The sequence below is a fragment of the Phycicoccus sp. M110.8 genome (assembly GCF_032464895.1).
In the GTDB taxonomy this organism is placed as follows: Bacteria; Actinomycetota; Actinomycetes; order Actinomycetales; family Dermatophilaceae; genus Pedococcus.
Map to the genome: position 1 here is coordinate 482,371 of NZ_JAWDIC010000004.1, position 21,284 is coordinate 503,654.

Consider the following 21,284-nt stretch of genomic DNA (forward strand, 5'->3'; position numbering starts at 1 on the left):
TGGTCGGTATCCGGCTGGCCGGGGGCCGGCCGGTGCGCTGGTCAGTGCCGCACCCAGTGGCGGGTGAAGACGACGCCGCTGGAGAAGGTGCGCACCTCCGCGAGCTCGAGGTCGAGCCGCTGCCCGGCGGGCAGGGCGGCTGTGCCACCACCCACGCAGACCGGGTGGCGGTACAGCCCCACCTCGTCGACCAGCCCCGCGGCGAACGCGCGGGCCGCGAGGGTCGGTCCGCCCACGCTCACGTCTGCCGGTGACTCGTCCAGGAGCCGGCGTACCGCCCCGACGTCGAAGGTCGCCTCGAAACGCGTGCGGGGCGCCGTGTGGGATTGACCGTCGACCGTCGTGGAGTACACCACCTTGTCCGCGCCCTGCCACAGCCGTCGGTAGTCCCGGGTGACCGGCTCGCGGTCGTCCTCGTCGTGGCCGTCCCAGTACCGCAGGACCTCCCACATCCTCCGGCCCAGCAGGTACGTGCCGATGCTCGCCGCCCCGTCGTTGACGTGCGCGTGCACCTCGGCGTCCGGCGCCGCCCAGTCGAAGCTGCCGTCGGCGTCGACGACGTAGCCGTCGAGCGAGCAGATGGCGGTGAAGACCAGGCGGCCCATGGCGCGCTGCCTCAGCCCTTCCCGTCGACCTGGTCGCGGGCGGTGGTGAAGGCGTGGAAGCAGGTGCGGATGTCGTCCTGGGTGTGGGCGGCGGAGAGCTGGACGCGGATGCGGGCCTTGCCCTGGGGGACGACGGGGTAGGAGAAGGCGGTGACGTAGACGCCGTGGGCGAGCATGGTGTCGGCGATGCGGGCGGCGCGGCGGGCGCCGTCCTCGCCGGGGAACATGACGGGGGTGATGGGGTGCTCGCCGGGCAGCAGGTCGAACCCGGCGTCGGTCATGAGCTCGCGGAACAGCGTGGTGTTGTCGCGCAGGCGCTGGCGGGCGTCGGTGGAGGCGGCGGCGAGCTGCAGGGCCTTGAGGGACCCGGCGGCGATGGAGGGGGCGACGGCGTTGGAGAACAGGTAGGGGCGGGAGCGTTGGCGCAGCAGGTCGACGATCTCCTGGTGCGCGGCGACGTACCCGCCCGAGGCGCCGCCCAGGGCCTTGCCCAGGGTGCCGGTGAGGATGTCGACCCGGTCCATGACGCCGAAGCGTTCGGGGGTGCCGCGTCCACCGTCGCCGATGAACCCCACGGCGTGGGAGTCATCGACCAGGACCATCGCGCCGAACTCCTCGGCGAGGTCGCAGATGCGGTCCAGCGGGGCGAGGTACCCGTCCATGGAGAACACCCCGTCGGTGACGACCACGGTGCGGCGGGCGCCGGCCTCTTGGGCGGCTTCCAGCTGGGTGCGCAGGTCGGCCATGTCGGCGTTCTTGTACCGGTACCGGCGGGCCTTGGACAGCCGGATCCCGTCGATGATCGAGGCGTGGTTGAGCTCGTCGGACACGATCGCGTCCTCGGGGCCGAACAGCACCTCGAACACGCCCCCGTTGGCGTCGAAGCAGGAGGAGTACAGGATCGTGTCGTCGGTGCCCAGGAAGTCCGACAGCGCCGCCTCGAGCTGCTTGTGCAGCACCTGGGTGCCGCAGATGAACCGGACGCTGGCCATCCCGAACCCCCACTCGCGCAGCGCAGCGGCGGCGGCGTCCTCGACGTCGGGGTTGTCGGCCAGGCCGAGGTAGTTGTTCGCGCAGAAGTTCAACGCCTCCGCCTGCGCGCCCTCCCCGGCGCCGGTCGTGCCGGTCTGGGTGCGGATGTGGGCGGACTGGGGTGAGGCCAGCTGCCGCTCGTGCTTGTACAGGCCGGCCTGCTCGATCTCGGCCAGGGTTGCGGCCAGCTGCTCCTTGACGGTGCCGTACACGGGGGTTCCTTTCAGCTCCAGTCCATGATGACCTTGCCGCACTGCCCGGATCGGGCTGCGGCGAACGCGTCCGCCCACGCCTCGGCGGGGAAGCGGTGCGTGATGACCGACGCCACCCGCTCGCGCAGGACCTGGCTGCTGCCCAGCATCGAGCTCATCGCGTACCAGGTGTCGTACATCTCCCGGCCGTAGATGCCCTTGATCGTGATCATGTGCGTGATCACCCGGCCCCAGTCGATCGCGAACGGGTCCTTCGGCAGCCCCAGCATCGCCACCCGCCCGCCGTGGTTCATGTTCGCCAGCATGTCCTCCACCGCGCTGGGCACCCCGGACATCTCCAGGCCCACGTCGAACCCCTCGCGCATACCGAGCTCGCCCATCGCCTCGCGCAGATTGCTGCTGGCGGCGTTGACGACCAGGTCGGCGCCGGCGTCCCGGGCCAGCCCCAGCCGGTAGTCGCTCACATCGGTCACGACCACGTGCCGGGCCCCCACGTGCCGGGCCAGCGCCGCCGCCATGACCCCGATCGGGCCCGCCCCGGTGATCACCACGTCCTCACCGGCCATCGGGAACTGCAGCGCCGTGTGCACCGCGTTGCCGAACGGGTCGAACACCGCCCCCAGGTCCGGGTCCAGGTCATCAGGCTGCACCCACACGTTCGAGGCCGGGATCACCACGAAGTCCGCGAACGCGCCGTCCCGGTTCACCCCCACCCCCTGCGTGTGGATGCACATGTGCCGGCGCCCGGCCCGGCAGTTGCGGCACGTGCCGCACACGATGTGCCCCTCACCGGAGGCGCGCTGACCCACCCGCACCGACGTGACGTCCTCACCGACCTCCACGACCTCGCCGTAGAACTCGTGCCCGATCGTCATCGGCGCCTTCACCGTGGAGGCCGCCCAGTCATCCCACGCCTCCAGGTGCAGGTCCGTCCCGCACAACCCCGCCCGCAACACCCTGATCTTCACGTCCATCGGCCCCACCACCGGCTCAGGGACGTCCAACAGCTCCAGACCAGGACCCGCATGGGTCTTCACGAGTGCGCGCACGCGCCCACCCTAGTGACCCCCGCGGGAGCTCCTGTATGCCGCGGTGCCCGGCACCGCGGCATACAGTTCGGCCATGGCCCGCTACCTCGACGTCCACCCGGTCGACCCCCAGCCCCGGGCCATCGGCCAGGCGGTCGCCCTCATCCGCGAGGGTGGCCTCGTTGCCTACCCGACGGACTCCGGCTACGCGCTCGGCTGCGCCCTGGGCAACCAGGAGGGCAAGGAGCGGATCCTGCGCATCCGGCACCTCGACGACCGGCACCACTTCACGCTCGTGTGCCGTGACTTCGCCCAGCTGGGACAGCTCGCGCACATCGACAACGCGGTGTTCCGGGCGGTCAAGGCCGCGACACCGGGGCCGTACACGTTCATCCTGCCCGGCACCAAGGAGGTGCCCCGCAGGCTGCTGCACCCGAAGAAGAAGACGGTCGGCGTGCGCATCCCCGACTCGCGCGTCGTGCAGGCGCTCCTCGACGAGCTGGGGGAGCCGCTGCTGTCCAGCACCCTGATCCTGCCCGGGCACGAGGAGCCGATGACCGAGGGCTGGGTCGTCAAGGACGAGCTGGACCACCTCGTCGACGCGGTCATCGACTCGGGGGAGTGCGGCACCGAGCCGACGACCGTCGTCGACTACTCCGACGGGACGCCGGTCGTCACCCGGGTCGGCGCAGGGGACCCCACCCCGTTCGAGTGAGGCGGTCGTGGCGGCGCGCGGGCAGGAGCTTCCCGGAGGGGCGGAGGAGCTGTTCGCGGGACACCCGGAGTCGCTCGAGGTGTACCGGGCCGTGCGCCGCGTGGTCGACGACCTCGGCGGCGCGCGCGAGCGGGTCACACGCAGCCAGGTGGCGTGGTCGCGGCACCGCGGCTTCGCGTACGTGTGGCGGCCCGGGCAGTACGTCGGGGGCACCGTTCCCGCGGTGCTCTCCGTCGCGCTGCCCCGCGAGGTCCGCAGCCCCCGCGTGAAGGAGGTGGCCCACCCCTCGCCCGGGACCTGGATGCACCACCTGGAGCTGGCGGGGCCCGGCGAGGTGGACGAGGAGGTGGTCGACCTGCTGCGTCAGGCCGCCGGCGCGGCCGGGCCGCCGGCTCCCTAGGTGCCCGGGCCGCCGGCTCTCTAGGTGCCCGGGGCGTCCGCGTCCCCCACGCCCAGCAGGCCGATGAGGCGCACGGCGTCGTACGGCGCGCGGCCGTCGGCGTCGTTGTCGAAGTAGATGTACGCGTCCTCGCCCGCGGCCGTCCACCGCTGGAGCTGCTCGGCCCAGGACGAGAGGGTCGCGTCCGAGTAGCCGCCGCCGTAGAGCCGTTGCTCGCCGTGGAGCCGCACGTAGTGGAACGAGGCCGTGCCGTCGCCCATCGTCGGGAACCGGCCGGCGGTGTCGGCGTGCACCATGGCCACGTCCTTTTCCCGCAGCAGGGCCCGGGCCTCATCGGTGTCGAAGGAGGCGTGCCGTGGCTCGAGTGCGTGCCGCACGGGACGGTGCGTCCCCGGCTTGGTCAGGACCCGGTCGTCGGCCAGCTTGTCGTCATGCCGGCGGGCGAGGGCGGCCATGGCCGTCGTGGTGCGGGGGAGCAGGTCGAGGAAGTCCCGCACGACCGCCGCGTCGAACTCGACCCGTTCCGGCAGCTGCCACAGCACCGGGCCGAGGCTCGGACCGAGCGCCAGCGGCCCCGAGGCGAAGAAGTTCGCCAGGCCCGTCTCCACCCCACGCAGCCGCTTGAGGTGGGTGATGAAGCGGCCTCCCTTGACCGCCAAGGGGTAGCCCTCGGGCACCGCGCTGCGCCACCCGGCATACGTGCTGGGGCGGCGCAGCGAGTAGAACGAGGCGTTCACCTCGATCGAGGTGACGCGGCCGGCGAGGTACGCGAGCTCGTCCCGCTGGCGCAGGCCCTTGGGGTAGAAGTCGCCGCGCCACCGCGGGTACAGCCACCCGGACGTCCCCACCCAGGCCTGACCCTGCCGGTCCACCGGCGCTACATCTCCTCGTGCGTGTCCGGGTCGCCGCCGAAGCGCCGCCCGTCGGCCCGCTCGAGGGCGCTGATCGCGCCCATCTCGGCCTCGGAGAGCTCGAACCCGAGGACGTCGAGGTTCTCCGCCTGGCGGGCCCGCGTGCCGGACTTCGGCAGCGGCATGGACCCGAGCTGGACGTGCCAGCGCAGCACCACCTGTGCCGGGCTGACCCCGTGCGCCTGCGCCGCGTCGGCCACGGCCGGCTCGTGGAACGGGGTGGGGTTCTTGCCCAGCGGGCTCCACGCCTGCGTGCGGATCCCCAGCTCCTCGTGGGTCTCCCGCAGCCGCTCCTGGGGGAAGTAGGGGTGCAGCTCGACCTGGTTCAGGGCCGGGGTGACGCCGGTGTCGTCGATGATCCGCTCGAGGTGCTCGCGGGTGAAGTTGCTGACGCCGATGGTGCGGACCAGGCCGTCCCGCTGCGCCTGGACCAGCGCCTGCCACGCCTGCGGGTAGAGGTCCCGGCTGGGGTTGGGCCAGTGGATCAGGGCGACGTCGATCTGCTCGATCCCCAGGCGCTCGGCGGAGTCGGCGAGGGAGCGCCGCGCCAGGTCCTTCTCGTGGAACCGCCCGGGGACCTTGGTGGCCAGCCTGACCTCGCCACGTGGGATGCCGCTGCGGCGCAGGGCCTCGCCGACCTCGTGCTCGTTCTCGTAGTTGACCGCGGTGTCGAGGTAGCGGTAGCCCTCCTCGAGCGCGCTCGTCATCGCCGCGATGCCCTCCTCGCCGCGCAGCGGGTACGTGCCGAAGCCGATGAAGGGCACCGAGGTGCCGTCGTTGAGCCGGTAGGTGAGGTCCTGGGTCGCCATGGACACACCGTACGAGGACGGCTCAGGCGCGCGACTCGGGAGGGTGCATGAGCAGGTTCGCCGCCGTGGCGAGGTCGTGGGCGCGGGCGACCGTGACGTGCGGCGAGACCGGGGGAGTGGTGTCGGGCCAGCCCGGGCCGCCGATGACGAGGAGCATCGGGTGGTCGATCACGTTGAGCGTCTGCCAGATGGGCTCGTTGCTGGCCCGCGACAGTGAGGCCCACAGGAACACCCGGTCGGGGCGCCGGGTGCGCATGACCGTGCTCAGCGCGTGGGTGGGCATGCGCGGCCCGAGGTAGGACACGCCCAGGCCCTGTCGGGCCAGCTCCGCCTGGAGCGCCAGGAGCGGCAGGTAGTGCTGCTCCTCGTCCGCGCTGGCCAGGATGACGTCCGAGTGGACCCGTTGCGGTCGGCTGGCGGAGACCACGGCGCGCAGCTCGGTCACGAGCATCTCGCTGGCGAGGTGCTCGGACTCCACGCCGAGCGTGCCGGTGCCCCACTGCTCGCCGATCTCGCGCATGGCCGGCGCGAAGACGTCGGTCCACGCACTCACCAGGTCCCGCTCGCGCAGGGTGGTCTGGTACAGGCGCGCCAGGGACTCGGGGTCGAGCGCCAGCGCTGCGCTCGTGATGGCGGCGACCCGCCCACGGTCGCCCGCGATGTTGACCGGGTGGTCCTCGGCCGTCTCGATCTGCAGGCGGGTGGTGTCCATCGCGGACGCGACCCGCGCAGCAGACTGGGCGGGGACGCCCTTGTCGATGAAGCGGGACATGACCCGGACCCGGCGGATGTCCTCCTCGGAGTAGCGCCGGTGCCCGCCGGCGGTGCGCTGGGAAGGACCCACGCCGTAGCGCCGGTCCCACGTGCGCAGCGTCGCCGTCGGTATGCCCAGACGGTCTGCGACGCGGCCCACCGACCAGTCGAGGTCGGCAGGGTCCGCGGTGCTGGGGGTCGGTTCCGACACCGGGCGCACGGCAGCGTCCGGGTTGCGGTCGGTTCCGGAGGTCACGCGGTACCACTCCTCACAGTTAGCGCCCGGGGTCCTTGTCGACGGGTTCCTGTCACCGCCACCACGGTCGTCCGGGCACCTCCCACTCTAGAACTTATTCGAGGGTCTTGCATAGTGAAGCGGTTTTGCATAAGTTGCTGACACACACCTGAACAGGTTGTGCCAAGATTTTTTTGCACCGACGAAGTTCTCCACCAGCGAACAGGACGGGACACCCAATGGACGTGGGCAACATCAAGCGGCTGCCGAAGCCCCTCATGGACAACTACGACTGGCAGCTGGAGGGGGCGTGCCGGAGCAGCAGCCCGGACCAGTTCTTCTTCGGTGAGGCCGAGCGCGGCAAGCGCCGGATGGCGCGCGAGGCTGCGGCCAAGGCGCTGTGCGCCACGTGCCCGGTCGTGCAGGCCTGCCTGGCACACGCGCTCAAGGTGCGCGAGCCGTACGGCGTCTGGGGCGGGACCACGCCGGAGGAGCGCGAGGTCATGGTCCGTCGCCAGGCTGCTGTCTGAGGGTCCGGCCACGGTTCACACCCGCTCGAGCAGGACCGCCACCTCGTGGTGGGCGCTCTGCGGGAACATGTCGAAGAGCCGTGCCGAGCGCACGCGCAGCGACGGCATGGCGGCAAGGTCGCGCGAGAGTGACGTGACGTTGCAGCTGGAGTAGATGACGTGGCGCAGCTCGGGCGAGTGCTCGATGCGCCACGCGAGGTCGGCCCCGATGCCACGGCGTGGGGGGTTGACGACGAGGACCTCGGGGGAGCCCGGTGTGGTTCCCGCCGGCTCGCTGGACGCGTCCGCGTCCCGGGCCGGCCCGAGGCCCTGGGTGGCATCACCCGCTTCGAAGACGGCGGTCCCGGGCGTGGCGCCCATCTCGGTGGCCGTGCGGTTGGCGCTGTCGACGGCGGCGGGGGAGACCTCGACACCCCGGACGGCCCGCACGGCGCCGGCGCGCAGGGCGTGCAGGGCGAAGCCACCCACCCCGCAGTAGAGGTCCAGCAGGACCCTCGGGTCCAGGGTGGACATCCACTCGGTCGCCTGTCGGTAGAGGCCGGTGGCGACCGCTGTGTTCGTCTGGAAGAAGCTCTGCGGACGCAGGTGCAGCGCCACGTCGTCCACGCGCATCGTCAGGGAGTCGGCCTCGGTGAGGACGACCTCCTCGGCACCCTCGAGCACGGCCTTGTGCTCCGGCAGCAGGTTCGCCGTGACGACCGTGGCGGCAGGGAGCGTCGTCCGGAGGTCGTCGAGCGCCTCGCGCAGACGGGGCAGCTGGCCGGGTGAGCGCAGCACGAACCGGAGCATGAGCTCGCCGTCGGGGGAGGCGGTCACCAGGATGTTCTTGAGCTCGCCCGAGCGCTGTCCGACGTCGTAGGGCGTCAGGCCGCTCCGTGAGACCAGGCCCGGCAAGGCCCGCACCGCGTCGGCCAGGGCCGGCTCGTAGAGGCCGCACCCCGTCAGGTCCGCGACGCCACCACCACCGTCGAGGATGCCCAGGACGGTGGCGCCGCGGCGTCCGCCGACCACCAGCTTGGCCTTGTTGCGGAACCCGGACTCCGGGCCGGAGAACGGCGCGAGCCAGACGGCTTCGTCGACGTGCGCGGCGAGTGCGGACCGGACCGATGTGTCCTTGTCGGCGAGCTGCACGGCATACGGCACTCCCATGAACGTGCACGAGCGGCACACGCCGGCATCGAAGTAGTCGCACTGCACCGGAGCAGGGTAGCGGCGGTCCCGTGCGTCGCCGGGCAACCCGCTCTCCGAAACGCAGTAATGACATAATGTCGATTATCGGCGCAATAGTCAGGTGCGCACCCGTCGCACCGTGGTCGCCTCCACCTCGTACCGGCTGGCGGCGCCCGACCTGGCACGGAAGAACCGGCGCCGCAGCGCGCCCTCGACCTGCACCACGTCGCCGTCGGCCAGGCTCAGCGCGGTCCGGCGCACCCGCGTCGTCCAGCACGCGACGTCGATCGTGTCGACGCTGGCCGCCGACTTCCGCGCCCGCCGGCCCGTCCTCGGGACGACGATGCGCAGCGACACCACCTCGTCCCCGCTGGGCAGCTCGCGCTCCTGGCCGCTGCCGCTCACCCTGCCCACGAGGCGCACCTCGTTGGCCCACTCCCCTGTCTCGATCATGTGTTCGATGGTGCTTCGGGGGCCGGGACGACACCAGCCGCGGCCGGTACCCCTGTGGACGGGTGCCGGCCGCGGCTGGGCCTGTGGACGACTGCCTCACGGCAGTCGGCTGCCGGTCAGGGCAGGTAGTACATGGGGTTCGGCAGCTTGACCGCGCGGTCGGCGTGGCCGCCGATGAGGTCGCTGAACTGGTCGCCGAAGTTGGCCACCACGTCGTAGCCGAGGTCCTCCTCGACGTGCTTGCGCACGGTCGACTTGTACTCGATGGTGGTGCAGCTCGGGTACGCGACGCAGTCCGACGCCGTCACGTACGACGGCGGGGTCGAGCCGCTGACCCACTTCGTGAAGTAGGTCTCCGGCGTGAAGCCCTGGTACCCGACCTTGGCGAGGTTGGCCAGCGTCGCGTCCTTCTGGGTGTCGTTGCGTCCGGTGAGGCCGACGAGGGTGCAGCCGGCCTGCGCGGCCGCGTTGACGAGGTCGACCATGCCGGGCGTCGCCGGGAACTTGCCCTCGTTCACCCAGGGCGCCTGCGCGGCCGGGGTGAAGACGAACTTCATGTCACCGACCTCCATGTTGTAGCCCCAGAGGGTGGTGTCGTCGGCGTCGAGCACGACCGCCGGCTTGCGGCCCTCCTGGGCCTCGGTGGCGCAGGTCTGCAGCAGCCGCGTGCGCTGCTGCTTCTCGATCGTGGCCATCTCGGAGATGTAGCGCGAGGAGGTCGTGGCCGCGGTGCCGGTGCCCTTGGGGTCGCCGTAGTAGGCGTAGATGGTCTTCTTCACCGAGTCGATGTTAGGGATCCCCTCGCCACCCTGGGTCAGGCCGCTCGAGCCGTCCGGCTCCATGGTGAAGTGCGTCCGCGGCGCGAGCCACGGCTCCTTCACGCCGGGCAGGTTCGGCGACGGCAGGTAGTACGTCGGGTTGGGCAGCTTGAGCCAGTGGTCGGCGTACCCGCCCTGGAGGTCGGAGAACTGGTCGCCGACGTTGAGGGCGATGTCGTAGCCGAGGTCCTGCTCGATGTGCTTGCGCGTGCCCGCCTTGTACTCGACCGTCGTGCACGTCGTGACCGCCGCGCAGGTGAGGTATGCCGGCGGCGTGGTCCCGGAGTTGAACTTCGTGAAGTAGCGGTCCGCGGTGAATGCCGTGTAGCCGACCTTCGCGAGGTTGCCGAGCGTGTGCGCCTTCTGGCTGTCGCTGCGGCCGGTGAGTCCGAACACGGTGAAGCCCATGGCCTGGGCGTCGTTGACGAAGTCGACCATTCCGGGCACGGCGGGCATCTTCTCCCCGTCGATCCACGGCGCCTGCGCCTGGGGGGTGAACACGAACTTCATGTCCCCCACCTCCATCTGGTAGGTCCACAGCGTCGTGTCGTCGGCGTCGAAGACGATGGCCGGCTTCTCGTGGTGGCGCCTGGCGTCGGCGAGCAGGCGCGGCAGCTGCTGGCGCTCCCGGGCCAGGATCCCGGCCATCTCGCGGACGTACGGCGAGTCGGTCGGGTTGGCGGCGCCCGTGCCCTTGGGGTCTCCGTAGTAGGCGTAGATGGTCTTCTTGACCGAGTCGATGTTGGGGATGCCCTCGCCGCTGGCCGTGTAGCCGCTGGACCCGTCGTCCTTCATCGTGAAGTGGGTGCGGGGCGCGAGCCGCTGGTCGCGCCGGTCCTGCCGACCATGGTGGTCGTCGGTGCCGTGGGCGCTCGCGGGGGCCGCGACCGAGACGGCGGCTGCGGCCAGGGACAGGGTCGCCAACCCGGCGACCACCGCCGCTCGCCGGGTGCGGGGGGCGGTCGAGCCGACCCCTTCGTGCTGGGTGGGTCGACTCATGTGACGAGCTCCTGACGGTCGCGCGGTAGGGGTGACCGGCGGAGGCTACGCAACCCGCTGACGTGGGCGGAAGTGACATTTGTCATGGGTGGCACACTCGCTCCCATGGCACCCGCTCCCCCGCTCCCCTCCCCCGTCGACGGCATCCTGCGCCCCCTCACGGAGGCCGACGTCCCGGCCGTGCTGCACCTCAACGCCACCCACGTCGAGCTGTTGTCACCGCTCGACGAGGAGCGGCTGCAGCGGCTGGTCGCGTGGAGCGAGCGAGCCGACGTCATCACCGCCGACGAGCAGGTGGCCGGCTTCGTCCTCACCTTCGGCCCGGGCAGCGACTACGACTCGGAGAACTACCGCTGGTTCGCTCAGCGGTACGGCACCGGCTTCCTCTACCTCGACCGCATCGTCGTCGACGACCGGTTCCGCCGTCGCGGCCTGGCCTCGCACGTCTACGAGCTCGTCGAGGCGCGCGCCGCCGGGGCGGGACGGCTGGCCTTGGAGGTCAACGTCGATCCTCCGAACGAGCCGTCCCTGGCGTTCCACCGGGCGCGCGGCTTCGTGGAGGTCGGCACGCTCGGGCCACAGGGGCACCAGGTCGCGCTGATGGTCAAGGAGCTCGACCGGGGCTGAGCCCGGTCCCCCCACCGCGCCGGTGACATGGCCGGCCGATGGGTGGCCGACCGGTCGACCCGGTCTCGACCAAACGCAGGAGACGCCATCCGTGCGGGTCGGGTTAGGGTCGTGCAGGATGGCAGTTCGTCCGCCGGCGGGTCCGGCGGCAGGGGTGGAGACAGGACGAGACGTGGCGCGGTTGGGTGGACGCGCCGGCCTCGCGGCAGCAGTACTCGCGGCCGTGGCGCTGGCAGGGGCAGCACCCGCACACGCCGCGACAGCCTCCCCATCCGCCCCCTCCGTCACACCCGTCACACCTCCCACCAGCGCGACCGGCCCGACGCCCGGCCCGACCGGCACGGCCGCGTCGCCGGGCTCGGGTGCGACGTCGGGCACGGGCGACGTCACCGGCAAGGCGACCGCCACACCCGGTGCCGGCGGTGAGCGGACCCTGAGCCCGGCGGACGTCGCCGCCCAGATCGCCAAGGCCGACGCGCTCACCGCGGACCTCGGCCGCACCAACGCCGGGATCGCGGCCGCGGCCGAGAAGCTGTCACGCCTGGCCGTGCAGGCCAACGCCCTGCTCCAGCAGTACTCCGAGGCCAGCACGCAGGAGCGCGCTGCGCGCGACGAGGCCGCCCGCGACGTCGCGCTGTACCAGCGGCTGAGCAGCCAGATGGGACAGGACCGCCGGGCACTCGCGCAGTGGGCCTACCTCGCGTATGCCGGTACCGGCGGCACCATCACGGACGTGGGCGCACTGCTCGACACCCTGGGCAAGCCGGCGGCCGAGGCCAGCGACAGCGCGGCCCAGCTGTCCTACCTGAGCGACCTCAGGGCGGGCGCGTTCGCGCGCGTGCAGAATCAGACCGAGCTGCAACGCTCGGTCGCCGTCCGCGCGGTCGAGGCCAGCACGCGGGCCACGGAGGCCGCTGCGGCAGCCAAGGCCGCCAAGGACCAGCTCGACGTCGTCATCGCCGAGCAGAAGTCCCAGCTCGAGACGACCCGCGCCCTGCACGCCGCGCAGGTGTCCAAGGCGGGCCCCGTCGCCGGGCTGCTGCTCGGCAGCGGCGACCCCGCCGCGGTCGACGCGTTCAAGCGGCTGCGCAAGGCCCTCGTCGTCCCCGGGGTGTCGGCGGACGGGTCGGTCAAGCCGTGCAGCACCAACGAGAACGACTACCCCAACGGCCAGATCCCCGCCGCCGGGCTGTGCCCGCTCGTGGGCGATCCCAGCCAGAGCCTGCGCCCGAGCGCGGCCGCCGCGTTCAACGAGATGAGCCTGGCGTACCAGAAGGACACGGGGAAGCCGCTGTGCATCACCGACTCCTACCGCTCGTACGCCGAGCAGGTGGCGGTCAAGGCGAGCCGTGGGAAGTGGGCGGCCGAGCCGGGCACGAGCGAGCACGGTCTGGGCCACGCCGTGGACCTGTGCGGCGGGGTCGAGGACTTCGGCAACCCGGCCCACCTGTGGATGGTGCAGAACGCCCCCCTGTACGGCTGGTTCCACCCCGACTGGGCCGAGCCGCAGGGCGCTCTGCCCGAGCCGTGGCACTGGGAGTTCGCCGGCTGACCGACCCGGGGCGACGCGCCCGCGGGGTCTGGGTACCAATACGCATGGTGGCGCCGACCCGCTGTGCCACCCTTCACGCATGACGACACAGGCGTCCGCCCCGGACGCGCTCTACGCGGACACCGACCGGTACAAGCGCCCGTGGTACTGGTACGACTGGGCCAACTCCGCGTTCGTCACGACCGTCGGCACGGTGCTGTTCGGGCCCTACCTGACCACCGTCGCGAAGAAGGCCGCGTGCCCCGACCAGGACACCGACCTGCGGTGCGCGGTCGACCTCCACGTGGTCCCCGGCGCCGCCGGCCTGCCGGGCTGGGTCTGGCGCGGGGCGCTGGTCCTGACGGTCCTGGGCCTGCTACTCCTGGTCGCCGGTGTCGTGCAGCTCGTCCGGGACCGCCCCGCTCCCCTGCCGTTCGGCGTCCCCCTCGGGGCTGCCGGGCTCGGAGCGGTGCTCCTGGTGCTCACCGCACCGCTCGACCCGGGCTCGGTGGCCTCCTACACCGTGACCCTGTCGACCATCCTGTCCGCCGTCCTGCTGGTCCTCGTCGGCGCCATCGCCGACCGGACGCCCCGCCCCGCGCGGCTCCTCGGCGGGTTCGCCTGGACCGGCGCGCTGGCCGCCTCGCTGCTGTTCTTCCTCAACGGCCAGAACTGGCGCTTCGGCGCCGGCATGATGATCCTGGCGACGATCGCCCTCGGGTCCTCGCTCGTCGTCTACGACGCGATCCTGTGCCGCATCGCGAGCCCGGACGACCGTGACACGGTCTCCTCCAAGGGGTGGGCCTTGGGCTACCTCGGCGGCGGCCTGCTGCTCGCCCTGAACCTGCTCATCGTCTCCGCACCCGGTCTCATCGGCGTGGACAAGGGCACCGCCGTGCGGATCAGCCTGCTGTCCGCGGGCCTGTGGTGGGGCCTGTTCACGATCATCCCGGTCAAGGGCCTGTGGGACCTGCGCGGTGCCGGGATCCGCGGGAACGACGCGCCGGCGGCGGGCATCGTCCGCGGCAGCTGGGTGCAGCTCGGCCACACGTTCCGCGACATGCGGGCCTTCCCGCAGACGCTGCTGTTCCTGGCGGCCTACCTCTTCTTCAACGACGGGATCCAGACCGTCATCACCTCGAGCAGCCTGTACGGCGCCGAGCAGCTCAAGTTCGAGCAGAGCCAGCTGATCGCCCTCATCCTGCTCGTGCAGTTCGTCGCGTTCGGCGGGGCCCTGCTCTTCGGGCGGCTGGCGCGCCGCTACGGCGCGTGGCGGACCGTCCTGGGGTCGCTCGTCGCCTGGTCGGTCATCGTGGTGGCCGCGTTCTTCCTCCCCGCCAAGGCGTTCGTCCCCTTCATCGCCCTCGGCGTGCTCATCGGCATCGTCCTGGGCGGCAGCCAGGCGCTGAGCCGCTCCCTGTTCAGCCAGCTGGTGCCCAAGGCGCGCGAGGCCGAGTTCTTCGCCTTCTACCAGGCGATGGAGCGCGGGACGTCGTGGTTCGGGACGCTGCTGTTCGGCCTCGTCCACCAGGTCACCGGCTCCTACCGGCCGGCGATCGTGGCGCTCATCGTCTTCTTCGTGGCGGGCTTCGTGCTGCTGCGCCGGGTCGACGTGCGCCAGGGCATCCTCGACGCGGGCAACGAGGTGCCGCAGGTGGTGTGATCTGCGTCACAACAGCCAACGTGCAGGCGTCCCGGACCGTCCCCAGGGGTAGACGACGCCGGAACATTCGGCCGATCCGCGGCGTTGACGACAACGAATCCCGGGAGCCCCGACCGAATCCGAGCGGGCAGGGACACCATACGTTGGGAGAACCCCTCATGGCAGAACGCACCCTCCGCGGCAGCCGGATGGTCTCGCACAGCCTGGAGACCGACGAGCACGTCGTGCCGAGCGAACGGCAGATCACCGCGTACGTGTGCCCCCAGGGGCACCGCACCGAGCTCCCCTTCTCGATCGAGGCCGAGATCCCGCCCACCTGGGAGTGCCGGTGCGGCGAGGAGGCCCGGCTGGTCGACGGCCCGGAGCCCGAGCACAAGCCGGTCAAGCACCAGCGCACGCACTGGGACATGCTCCTGGAGCGCCGCAGCATCCCCGAGCTCGAGGAGCTCCTCGAGGAGCGGCTGACCCTGCTGCGTGAGTCGCGCGGCGAGAAGCCGCGCCGCAAGCGCACCGCCTGACCTGCGACAACCACGAAGGCCGCGTTCCCACCGGGGCGCGGCCTTCGTCGTGCCTGCGTGGGCTTCGTCGCGCCGGACCTCAGAGCACCTGGCCCTCGATGACGTCCGGCGGCCCTCCGCCGGGCCCACGGCCACCGAAGAAGCCGCGCAGCAGCCGTCGCGCCACGACGGCCTCCAGCGCCCGCCGGGCGAGCGGGCGGGTCACCGGGAGGATCAGGACGAAGCCGACGACGTCGGTGAGGAACCCCGGCGACAGCAGCAGCGTGCCCCCGACCAGCACGAGGGCCGCGTCGGACAGCTGGCGGCTGGGCATCTGGCCGGTGTTCAGCGCGGTGACCAGGGCCCGCCACGCGCGGGCGCCCTCGCGACGGACCAGCCACGCGCCCAGCGCCGACTCCAGCAGGAGCAGGACGAGGGTCTGCCATCCCCCGATGACCTTGCCGACCGCGATGATCGTGGCGATCTCCAGGATGGGCACGACCAGCAGCAGGACGAACACCACGGCCAGCCACCGCGGGCGGCGACGGCGGGCGCGCGGGGCGGGTCCTACAGCTGGTGCCACGTGGCCTCCCTGCGGCGCAGCCGGCGCAGCTGGTCGGCCCGGTGGTGGACGCCCCACACGGTGATGCGCTGCAGCGACTCGCGCATGATGTCGCCGCTCATCTTGGAGTCGCCCACCTCGCGCTCGACGAAGGTGATCGGCACCTCGACGACCCGCATCCCGAGGGCGACGGCCCGGCGGGTCAGGTCGGTCTGGAACGAGTAGCCCTGGGACGCCACGTCGTGCAGGCCGATCCGGCGCAGGGCGTCGGCCGTGTACACGCGGTAGCCCGCCGTCGCGTCGTTGACGGGCATGCCGAGCAGGACCCGGATGTAGAGGTTGCCGCCCACGGACAGCGCCTTGCGGTGCAGCGGCCAGTTCACGACGGACCCACCACGCACCCACCGGGACCCGATGACGAGGTCGGCGCCGTCTGAGACGGCGGCGAGGAGGGCCGGCAGCTGCTCGGGCTGGTGCGAGCCGTCGGCGTCCATCTCCACCACGGCGTCGTAGCCGTGCTCGAGCGCCCAGGCGAAGCCGGCCAGGTAGGCCCGTCCCAGGCCCTCCTTGCCGGCCCGGTGCAGCACGTGCACGAGCGGGTCGGCCGCCGCGAGGTCGTCGGCCACCTGGCCGGTCCCGTCGGGCGAGTTGTCGTCCAGGACGAGGATCTCGGCGGAGGGGACGGCGGCGCGCAGGCGCCGGACCACGACCGGCAGGTTCTCGCGCTCGTTGTAGGTGGGGATGCACACCAGCACCCGCTCGATCGTGCGGTCAGACAACGACGCGTTCCCTCTCGTGGTCGGCCGGCTCGGACGGGCCGGCGGCAGTGCGCCCGACCCTAGCGTTCCGGCGACCCAGCCACAGTCCCAACCCCAGCAGCAGCAGCGTGGCGAACCCCGCGGCATACTCCGGCAGCGGTCCGATGCGGTCCGAGGGGGTGACCTCCGTACGCACGACCGGCGAGCCGTACCGGGCCGCCTGCGTGAACAACGAGGTCTTGTCGACGTACGTTCCGTCGGGGGCGATGAAGCCGCTCACGCCCACGGTGGAGACGTGCACGATGGACCGGCCGTGCTCGATCGCGCGGATCCGGCTGATCGCGAACTGCTGCTCGGACTCCGCGGTGAAGCCGAACGTCGCGTTGTTCGTCTGCACGGCCAGGACGCTGTCCTGCTTGCCCGGCTGCAGCGTCGAGTCCCGCATCAGGCCGTCGTAGGCGACCTCGAAGCAGATGGTCGGGACGATCCAGTACGGCCGGCTGCCGGGGACCGGCACCTCGAAGGCACCCGGGCGGTCACCCCTGGTGAAGTCGCGGGCGACGAGGTCGACCTTGTCGCTGAAGTTCCGGAAGAAGGACCGGTACGGGATGTACTCGGCGAACGGGACCGGGTGCTGCTTGACGTACCGCTGCGGCGCGCCACCGCCCGGCCGGTAGAAGAGGGAGGCGTTGGAGACGTAGCGGCCGGGGCCGTCGAGCACCGCCCCGACGAGCACGGGGGCCTTGGCCGTCTCGACGGCCAGCCGGATGTCCGCGGCGGCGTCGAGGTTCTGCAGCGGGTCGATGTCGGAGGAGTTCTCGGGCCAGACGACCAGCGTCGGCGGCGTCGACTCGTGGGCCGTGGCCCGGACGGTCGCCTGCACGTGGTTGTCGAGCACCTTGCGCCGCTCGGCGTTGAAGTCCAGGCCGGGCTTGGGGACGTTGCCCTGCACGAACAGCACCGAGACGCGCCGGCCGTCGGTGGGCGGCGTCGTGGCCACGGCTGCCACGGCGGGCGCCGCGGCAGCCAGCACCAGGACCGCCGCCAGGGCGCGGCTGGGCCGGGGGCCGCGGGGGCGGGGGCGTCCCACCCGGTGGGTCAGCTCGCGGCCGAGCACGTGCAGGAGCACGCCGGCGCAGGCGACGGCGAACGTCAGCCCGGGCGCCCCGGCATACCGGGCGAAGGGAGCCAGCGGGCTGTCCGCCTGGCTGAACGCGAGCCTGGCCCACGGGAAGCCGCCGAACGGCGTGGTCCCGCGCGCCCACTCCTGCAGGACCCACCCCAGGGGGACCATGGCGTATGCCAGCGGTCGCCAGCGGGTGCCCAGCAGCGGGCGCTGGACGACGGCGACGAGCAGGCACATCGCGGCGATGTAGAGCGACTCCAGGACGGCCAGGGCGACCCAGGGCAGGTTGCCGACGTAGACGCCGGTCCAGGACAGCGTGGGCAGGAAGAAGCCGAGGCCGTGGGCCAGGCCGACGAGCGCGGCGAGGCGCCAGCGCGCCCCGAGCACGGCAGCGGACAGGAGGGCCACCCCCACGGGGGCGAGCCACCAGTGGTTCGAGGTCGGGAACGCCTGTGCCGTGAGCAGGCCCGAGAGGACGGCGGCGAGGACCCGGGCCAGGGCGCGGGCGCGACGGACAGGCGACGGCACGCCACCACGGTAGGACACGGCACGACCCGCGCCGCCGTTGGGACCAGCAGGGGGCTGGCTGGGTGCCATCCCCACGCTGTTGTCTACTGAGCGCGCGGGCCGTGTCGTCGTCCACCACCGCGGCGAGGCGGGGTGTCAGCTCGGGTGGGACTGCGGTGCTGGCGGGCGGTGACTGCGCGCGCTCGTCACCGTGCATCACGTCCCCGTGCCCGGTGCTGGATCCCCCTGTCGCGGTCGTTGCGGTGAAACAACCGAGGGCCAACTTACCGTCGCGACGTGTGCTGTCAACCCGCCTGACGGAACCCCGTCACGTCGTGGGACCGCCCACGGCGTCGCGCCGAATCCGTTGTGCTGCAGAGGTTCTGGCGAGGTTCGTGGGACGGTCGGCGTGTCGACTCGCGACACGCCGACCGCGGTGTCCGAGGAGTGGTCAGTCCGCCCGCGGAGGGACCACGACGACGCCGCGGGCGGTCGTGGCCACGACCGGCGGGTCGAGCACGTCGGCCGCGGACTCGCCCCGCTCGGGCGCCCCGCGTCCCACCACCCGGACCTCGAACTCCATCTCGCGGCTGCGGGTGCCGGCCCGGACGAGACGCGCCTCGATCTCGATGACGTCGCCCGCCCGGACGGGCGCCTTGAACTGGACGTCGGAGTAGCTGGCGAACAGGCCCTCGTCGCCGTCGGTGCGGATGCACATCTCGGTGGCGACGTCCCCGAACGCGGCCAGGGAGTACGCCCCGTCGACGAGGTTGCCGGCGTAGTGCGCGTGCGAGTAGGGGACGTAGCGGCGGTGCGTGACGGTGGTGCCGACCTCGGGGCTGGTCATCGCTTCTCCTTCGGCTGGGCGAGGGCGTGGACGAGGTAGCTGGCCACCTCGCCGGGTGTGGTGCCGCGCCCGAAGATGCGGTCCACGCCGAGGCGCTGGGCCGACCCCTCCTCGAACCGGGGACCGCCCACCACGAGCAGCGGCACCTGCCCGGCCGGGTAGGCCTCGCGGAACGCGGCGCTCATGGCGGTGGTGTTGTGGATGTGGGCGTCCTTCTGGGTGACGACCTGGCTCACCATGACGGCGTCGGCCTTCTCGGCCCTGGCGCGCTCGACGAGCTCGGGCACGAGCACCTGGGCGCCGAGGTTCACGACCTTGATCTCGCGGTAGTACTCCAGGCCCTTCTCCCCCGCGAAGCCCTTGATGTTGAGGATGGCGTCGATGCCGACCGTGTGGGCGTCGGTGCCGATGCAGGCGCCGACGACGACGAGCTTGCGCCGCAGCCGGGACTTGATCGCCGCGTTGACCTCCTTGGGGCTCAGCAGGGGGAACTCGCGCTCCACCACCTCGACCTCGCGCAGGTCGACCAGGTGCTTCACGGATCCGTAGACGACGAAGAAGGTGAAGTCCGGGCCCATGGACTTGGCGTGCACGAGCAGCGCCGGCTCCAGGCCCATCTTCGCGGCGAGCTGCAGCGCGGCGCCCTCGGCCCGCTTGTCGTGCGGCACGGGGAGGGTGAACGACACCTGCACCATGCCGTCACCGGTGGTGTCGCCGTAGGGCCGGACGATGTCGGGCGTCCGCCGCCCCGCGCCCGCTCCCCCGGCCTGCCCCTCGTCCGCCGCCCGCGAGCGCCGGGCCGGGGTCGGGTCGAGCGGCATGGCGCTGTCGGTGGTCGAGGCGCTCACTTGGTCTCCCCCGTCTCGAGCAGGGTGACGGCCGGGTTGTCGTAGCCGTCCGCTCGGCGCACCACGCCGTCGAGGCCCTTGCCCGCGGTGGCGGGCCGCTTCATCAGCCCGAACGTGCCGTCGGCGATCGCGGCCAGCAGCGGGGGGTCACCGGCCGTGTCGCTGTCGGAGACGATCTGGTCGAGCAGCTCGACGGCCTCCCCCAGCACCTGGCGGGCGCGTGTCTGGATGAAGCCGTCCCGGGGCGGGTGGAAGTCCTCTGTGAGCCCGCCGGCGGCGTTGAGCACGTACCGCACGTTCTGCAGCGCCAGGTCGCGGTCGGACAGGAACGGCGTCACGACGGCCTCCGTCATCATCCCCACGAGCAGGATGCCCTGCCCGGTCATGGCGCCGACGAGGTTGAAGAAGCCGTCGAGCAGGTAGCCGCGGAACACGTCGCCGGTCATGTGCTTGGTCGGCGGCATCCACTTCAGCGGGGCGTCCGGGAACAGCTGGCGGGCGAGCAGCGCGTGCGCGAGCTCCATGCGGAAGCTGTCGGGCAGGTCCGGGTTGATCTCGAACGCGTGCCCGAGGCCGAGCTGCCAGTCCTGCAGCCCCGCCTCCTTGGCGAAGTACTCGTTGAGCAGCTGGCTGACCGTGACGGTGTGCGCGGCCTCGACCGCGTCGGCGGTGGTGAGGTAGTTGTCCTCGCCGGTGTTGATGATGATCCCGGCCCGGGCGTGGATCTGGCGGCTGAACCGCTGGTCGACGAACGTGCGGACCGGGTTGATGTCGCGGAAGAGGATCCCGTACATCGAGTCGTTGAGCATCATGTCGAGCCGCTCGAGCCCAGCCAGCGTCGCGATCTCCGGCATGCACAGCCCGGAGGCGTAGTTGGTCAGCCGGATGTAGCGGCCGAGCTCCTTGGACGTCTCGTCCAGGGCCGCCCGCATGAGGCGGAAGTTCTCCTGCGTGGCGTACGTGCCGGCATACCCCTCGCGGGTCGCGCCCTCGGGCACGTAGTCGAGCAGCGACTGCCCGGTGGAGCGGATCACCGCGATGATGTCGGCACCCTCGCGGGCGGCCGCCTGCGCCTGCGGGATGTCCTCGTAGATGTCGCCGGTGGCGACGATGAGGTAGATCCACGGCCGCTGTGCGGGGTCGCCGTGCCGTTTGATGAGCCGGTCGCGCGCGGCCCGCTGCCGGTCTATCGTCCGTATGCCGCGTGCGACGGTCGAGCGGGCGGCCTTCTGCGCGCGGGTGGCATCGCGCCCCTCGGGCAGGCGGAACGTGACCGAGCCGCTGGCCGACTTCTGGGCCAGCGTCAGCAGGTCCTCGGCCTCGCCGCGCCGGAGGGCGTCGAAGACGGGGGTCGTGACGCCGTGCTCGAGGCCGACGTCCGCGCGCACGCGGTCGACGAGGTGGTTGACCCACGGCACGCGCTCGTGGTCGGCGCCGGCGAGCCCCGCCAGGCGAAGGGTGGCGCGCTCCACCGACACGGTGGTGTGCTCCTGGGCCATGCGGACGACGGGGCGGCCGGCCTTCCGGGCCAGCGCGCGGGCCTTCCGGACTGTGGCGGGGTCGAGGTCGAGGAGGGGCTTCACGCGGGAGGACACACGCCGAATCTAGCAGCGGAGCACAGGATTTCCGGTCACCAGCGGTGCAGGCC

At 72.0% G+C, this 21,284-nt stretch carries 22 protein-coding genes; 7 read left to right on the forward strand and 15 right to left on the reverse strand.

Going from position 1 to position 21,284, the window contains the following annotated elements:
• Positions 1-41: 41 nt before the first annotated feature.
• From RKE38_RS17760 to tdh, 3 genes are read right to left on the reverse strand one after another with little or no spacing between them, the layout of a single operon-like run.
• Positions 42-605 carry a dihydrofolate reductase family protein gene (locus RKE38_RS17760; RefSeq protein WP_316008798.1) on the reverse strand — a complete coding sequence of 188 codons (564 nt, stop codon included), beginning with the start codon at positions 603-605 and terminating at the stop codon, positions 42-44.
• Positions 606-616: 11 nt separating this feature from the next.
• Positions 617-1,849, reverse strand: a complete 1,233-nt coding sequence (locus tag RKE38_RS17765; RefSeq protein ID WP_316008799.1) for a glycine C-acetyltransferase — start codon at positions 1,847-1,849, stop codon at positions 617-619.
• An 11-nt stretch (positions 1,850-1,860) separates the two neighbouring features.
• Entirely contained in the window at positions 1,861-2,898 is a 1,038-nt protein-coding gene (tdh, locus tag RKE38_RS17770) for an L-threonine 3-dehydrogenase (RefSeq protein WP_316008800.1), read from the reverse strand.
• A 73-nt stretch (positions 2,899-2,971) separates the two neighbouring features.
• On the opposite strand from tdh, the gene RKE38_RS17775 reads away from it, so the two are divergent.
• A complete protein-coding gene (locus RKE38_RS17775) occupies positions 2,972-3,592 on the forward strand; it encodes an L-threonylcarbamoyladenylate synthase (protein ID WP_310156887.1) in 621 nt (206 codons plus the stop codon).
• Positions 3,593-3,599: 7 nt separating this feature from the next.
• Positions 3,600-3,992, forward strand: a complete 393-nt coding sequence (locus RKE38_RS17780; protein WP_316008801.1) for a DUF5655 domain-containing protein — start codon at positions 3,600-3,602, stop codon at positions 3,990-3,992.
• A gap of 20 nt (positions 3,993-4,012) precedes the next feature.
• On the opposite strand, the gene RKE38_RS17785 is transcribed toward RKE38_RS17780, so the two are convergent.
• The 3 genes from RKE38_RS17785 to RKE38_RS17795 are packed head-to-tail and all read right to left on the reverse strand — an operon-like array spanning position 4,013 to position 6,721.
• Complete coding sequence (locus tag RKE38_RS17785; protein ID WP_316008802.1) at positions 4,013-4,864, reverse strand: DUF72 domain-containing protein; 852 nt, start codon at positions 4,862-4,864, stop codon at positions 4,013-4,015.
• Positions 4,865-4,869: 5 nt separating this feature from the next.
• Positions 4,870-5,712, reverse strand: a complete 843-nt coding sequence (locus RKE38_RS17790; protein WP_316008803.1) for an aldo/keto reductase — start codon at positions 5,710-5,712, stop codon at positions 4,870-4,872.
• A gap of 22 nt (positions 5,713-5,734) precedes the next feature.
• On the reverse strand, positions 5,735-6,721 hold the full coding sequence (locus RKE38_RS17795) for a MerR family transcriptional regulator (protein ID WP_316008804.1): 987 nt from the start codon (positions 6,719-6,721) through the stop codon (positions 5,735-5,737).
• 218 nt (positions 6,722-6,939) lie between these two features.
• Here RKE38_RS17795 and RKE38_RS17800 point away from each other — a divergent pair, with 218 nt between their 5' ends.
• On the forward strand, positions 6,940-7,230 hold the full coding sequence (locus RKE38_RS17800) for a WhiB family transcriptional regulator (protein WP_316008805.1): 291 nt from the start codon (positions 6,940-6,942) through the stop codon (positions 7,228-7,230).
• 15 nt (positions 7,231-7,245) lie between these two features.
• On the opposite strand, the gene RKE38_RS17805 is transcribed toward RKE38_RS17800, so the two are convergent.
• The 3 genes from RKE38_RS17805 to RKE38_RS17815 form a co-directional block, all read right to left on the reverse strand.
• Positions 7,246-8,427, reverse strand: a complete 1,182-nt coding sequence (locus RKE38_RS17805) for a methyltransferase domain-containing protein (RefSeq protein ID WP_316008806.1) — start codon at positions 8,425-8,427, stop codon at positions 7,246-7,248.
• 90 nt (positions 8,428-8,517) lie between these two features.
• Positions 8,518-8,853, reverse strand: a complete 336-nt coding sequence (locus tag RKE38_RS17810) for a single-stranded DNA-binding protein (RefSeq protein ID WP_316008807.1) — start codon at positions 8,851-8,853, stop codon at positions 8,518-8,520.
• A gap of 116 nt (positions 8,854-8,969) precedes the next feature.
• Positions 8,970-10,670, reverse strand: a complete 1,701-nt coding sequence (locus RKE38_RS17815; RefSeq protein ID WP_316008808.1) for an HAD family acid phosphatase — start codon at positions 10,668-10,670, stop codon at positions 8,970-8,972.
• A gap of 105 nt (positions 10,671-10,775) precedes the next feature.
• On the opposite strand from RKE38_RS17815, the gene RKE38_RS17820 reads away from it, so the two are divergent.
• From RKE38_RS17820 to RKE38_RS17835, 4 genes are all read left to right on the forward strand, one after another.
• A complete protein-coding gene (locus RKE38_RS17820) occupies positions 10,776-11,297 on the forward strand; it encodes a GNAT family N-acetyltransferase (RefSeq protein WP_316008809.1) in 522 nt (173 codons plus the stop codon).
• A gap of 172 nt (positions 11,298-11,469) precedes the next feature.
• On the forward strand, positions 11,470-12,849 hold the full coding sequence (locus RKE38_RS17825; protein WP_316008810.1) for a D-alanyl-D-alanine carboxypeptidase family protein: 1,380 nt from the start codon (positions 11,470-11,472) through the stop codon (positions 12,847-12,849).
• Between the two features lie 79 nt (positions 12,850-12,928).
• Positions 12,929-14,491, forward strand: coding sequence for an MFS transporter (locus RKE38_RS17830; RefSeq protein WP_316008811.1), 1,563 nt, complete (start codon positions 12,929-12,931; stop codon positions 14,489-14,491).
• A gap of 158 nt (positions 14,492-14,649) precedes the next feature.
• Positions 14,650-15,009 carry an RNA polymerase-binding protein RbpA gene (locus RKE38_RS17835; protein WP_316008812.1) on the forward strand — a complete coding sequence of 120 codons (360 nt, stop codon included), beginning with the start codon at positions 14,650-14,652 and terminating at the stop codon, positions 15,007-15,009.
• A 79-nt stretch (positions 15,010-15,088) separates the two neighbouring features.
• Here the strand turns inward: RKE38_RS17835 and RKE38_RS17840 are convergent, their stop codons facing one another.
• The 6 genes from RKE38_RS17840 to RKE38_RS17865 form a co-directional block, all read right to left on the reverse strand.
• A complete protein-coding gene (locus tag RKE38_RS17840) occupies positions 15,089-15,571 on the reverse strand; it encodes an FxsA family protein (RefSeq protein WP_316008813.1) in 483 nt (160 codons plus the stop codon).
• Positions 15,556-16,329 carry a polyprenol monophosphomannose synthase gene (locus RKE38_RS17845; RefSeq protein WP_316008814.1) on the reverse strand — a complete coding sequence of 258 codons (774 nt, stop codon included), beginning with the start codon at positions 16,327-16,329 and terminating at the stop codon, positions 15,556-15,558. The genes RKE38_RS17840 and RKE38_RS17845 overlap by 16 nt, the downstream gene beginning before the upstream one ends.
• Positions 16,322-17,962 (reverse strand): apolipoprotein N-acyltransferase, encoded by a 1,641-nt coding sequence (gene lnt, locus RKE38_RS17850; protein ID WP_316008815.1) that lies wholly within the window; start codon positions 17,960-17,962, stop codon positions 16,322-16,324. Before lnt ends, RKE38_RS17845 begins: the two co-directional genes overlap by 8 nt.
• Positions 17,963-18,392: 430 nt before the next feature.
• The gene (locus RKE38_RS17855; RefSeq protein WP_316008816.1) at positions 18,393-18,788 is read right to left on the reverse strand and encodes a hotdog domain-containing protein; all 396 of its coding nucleotides are present in this window, start codon (positions 18,786-18,788) and stop codon (positions 18,393-18,395) included.
• A complete protein-coding gene (locus RKE38_RS17860) occupies positions 18,785-19,636 on the reverse strand; it encodes an OAM dimerization domain-containing protein (protein WP_316008817.1) in 852 nt (283 codons plus the stop codon). The genes RKE38_RS17855 and RKE38_RS17860 overlap by 4 nt, the downstream gene beginning before the upstream one ends.
• Positions 19,633-21,231: a lysine 5,6-aminomutase subunit alpha gene (locus RKE38_RS17865; RefSeq protein WP_316008818.1), complete on the reverse strand. Its 1,599-nt coding sequence runs from the start codon at positions 21,229-21,231 to the stop codon at positions 19,633-19,635. Before RKE38_RS17865 ends, RKE38_RS17860 begins: the two co-directional genes overlap by 4 nt.
• Between the last annotated feature and the right edge of the window lie 53 nt (positions 21,232-21,284).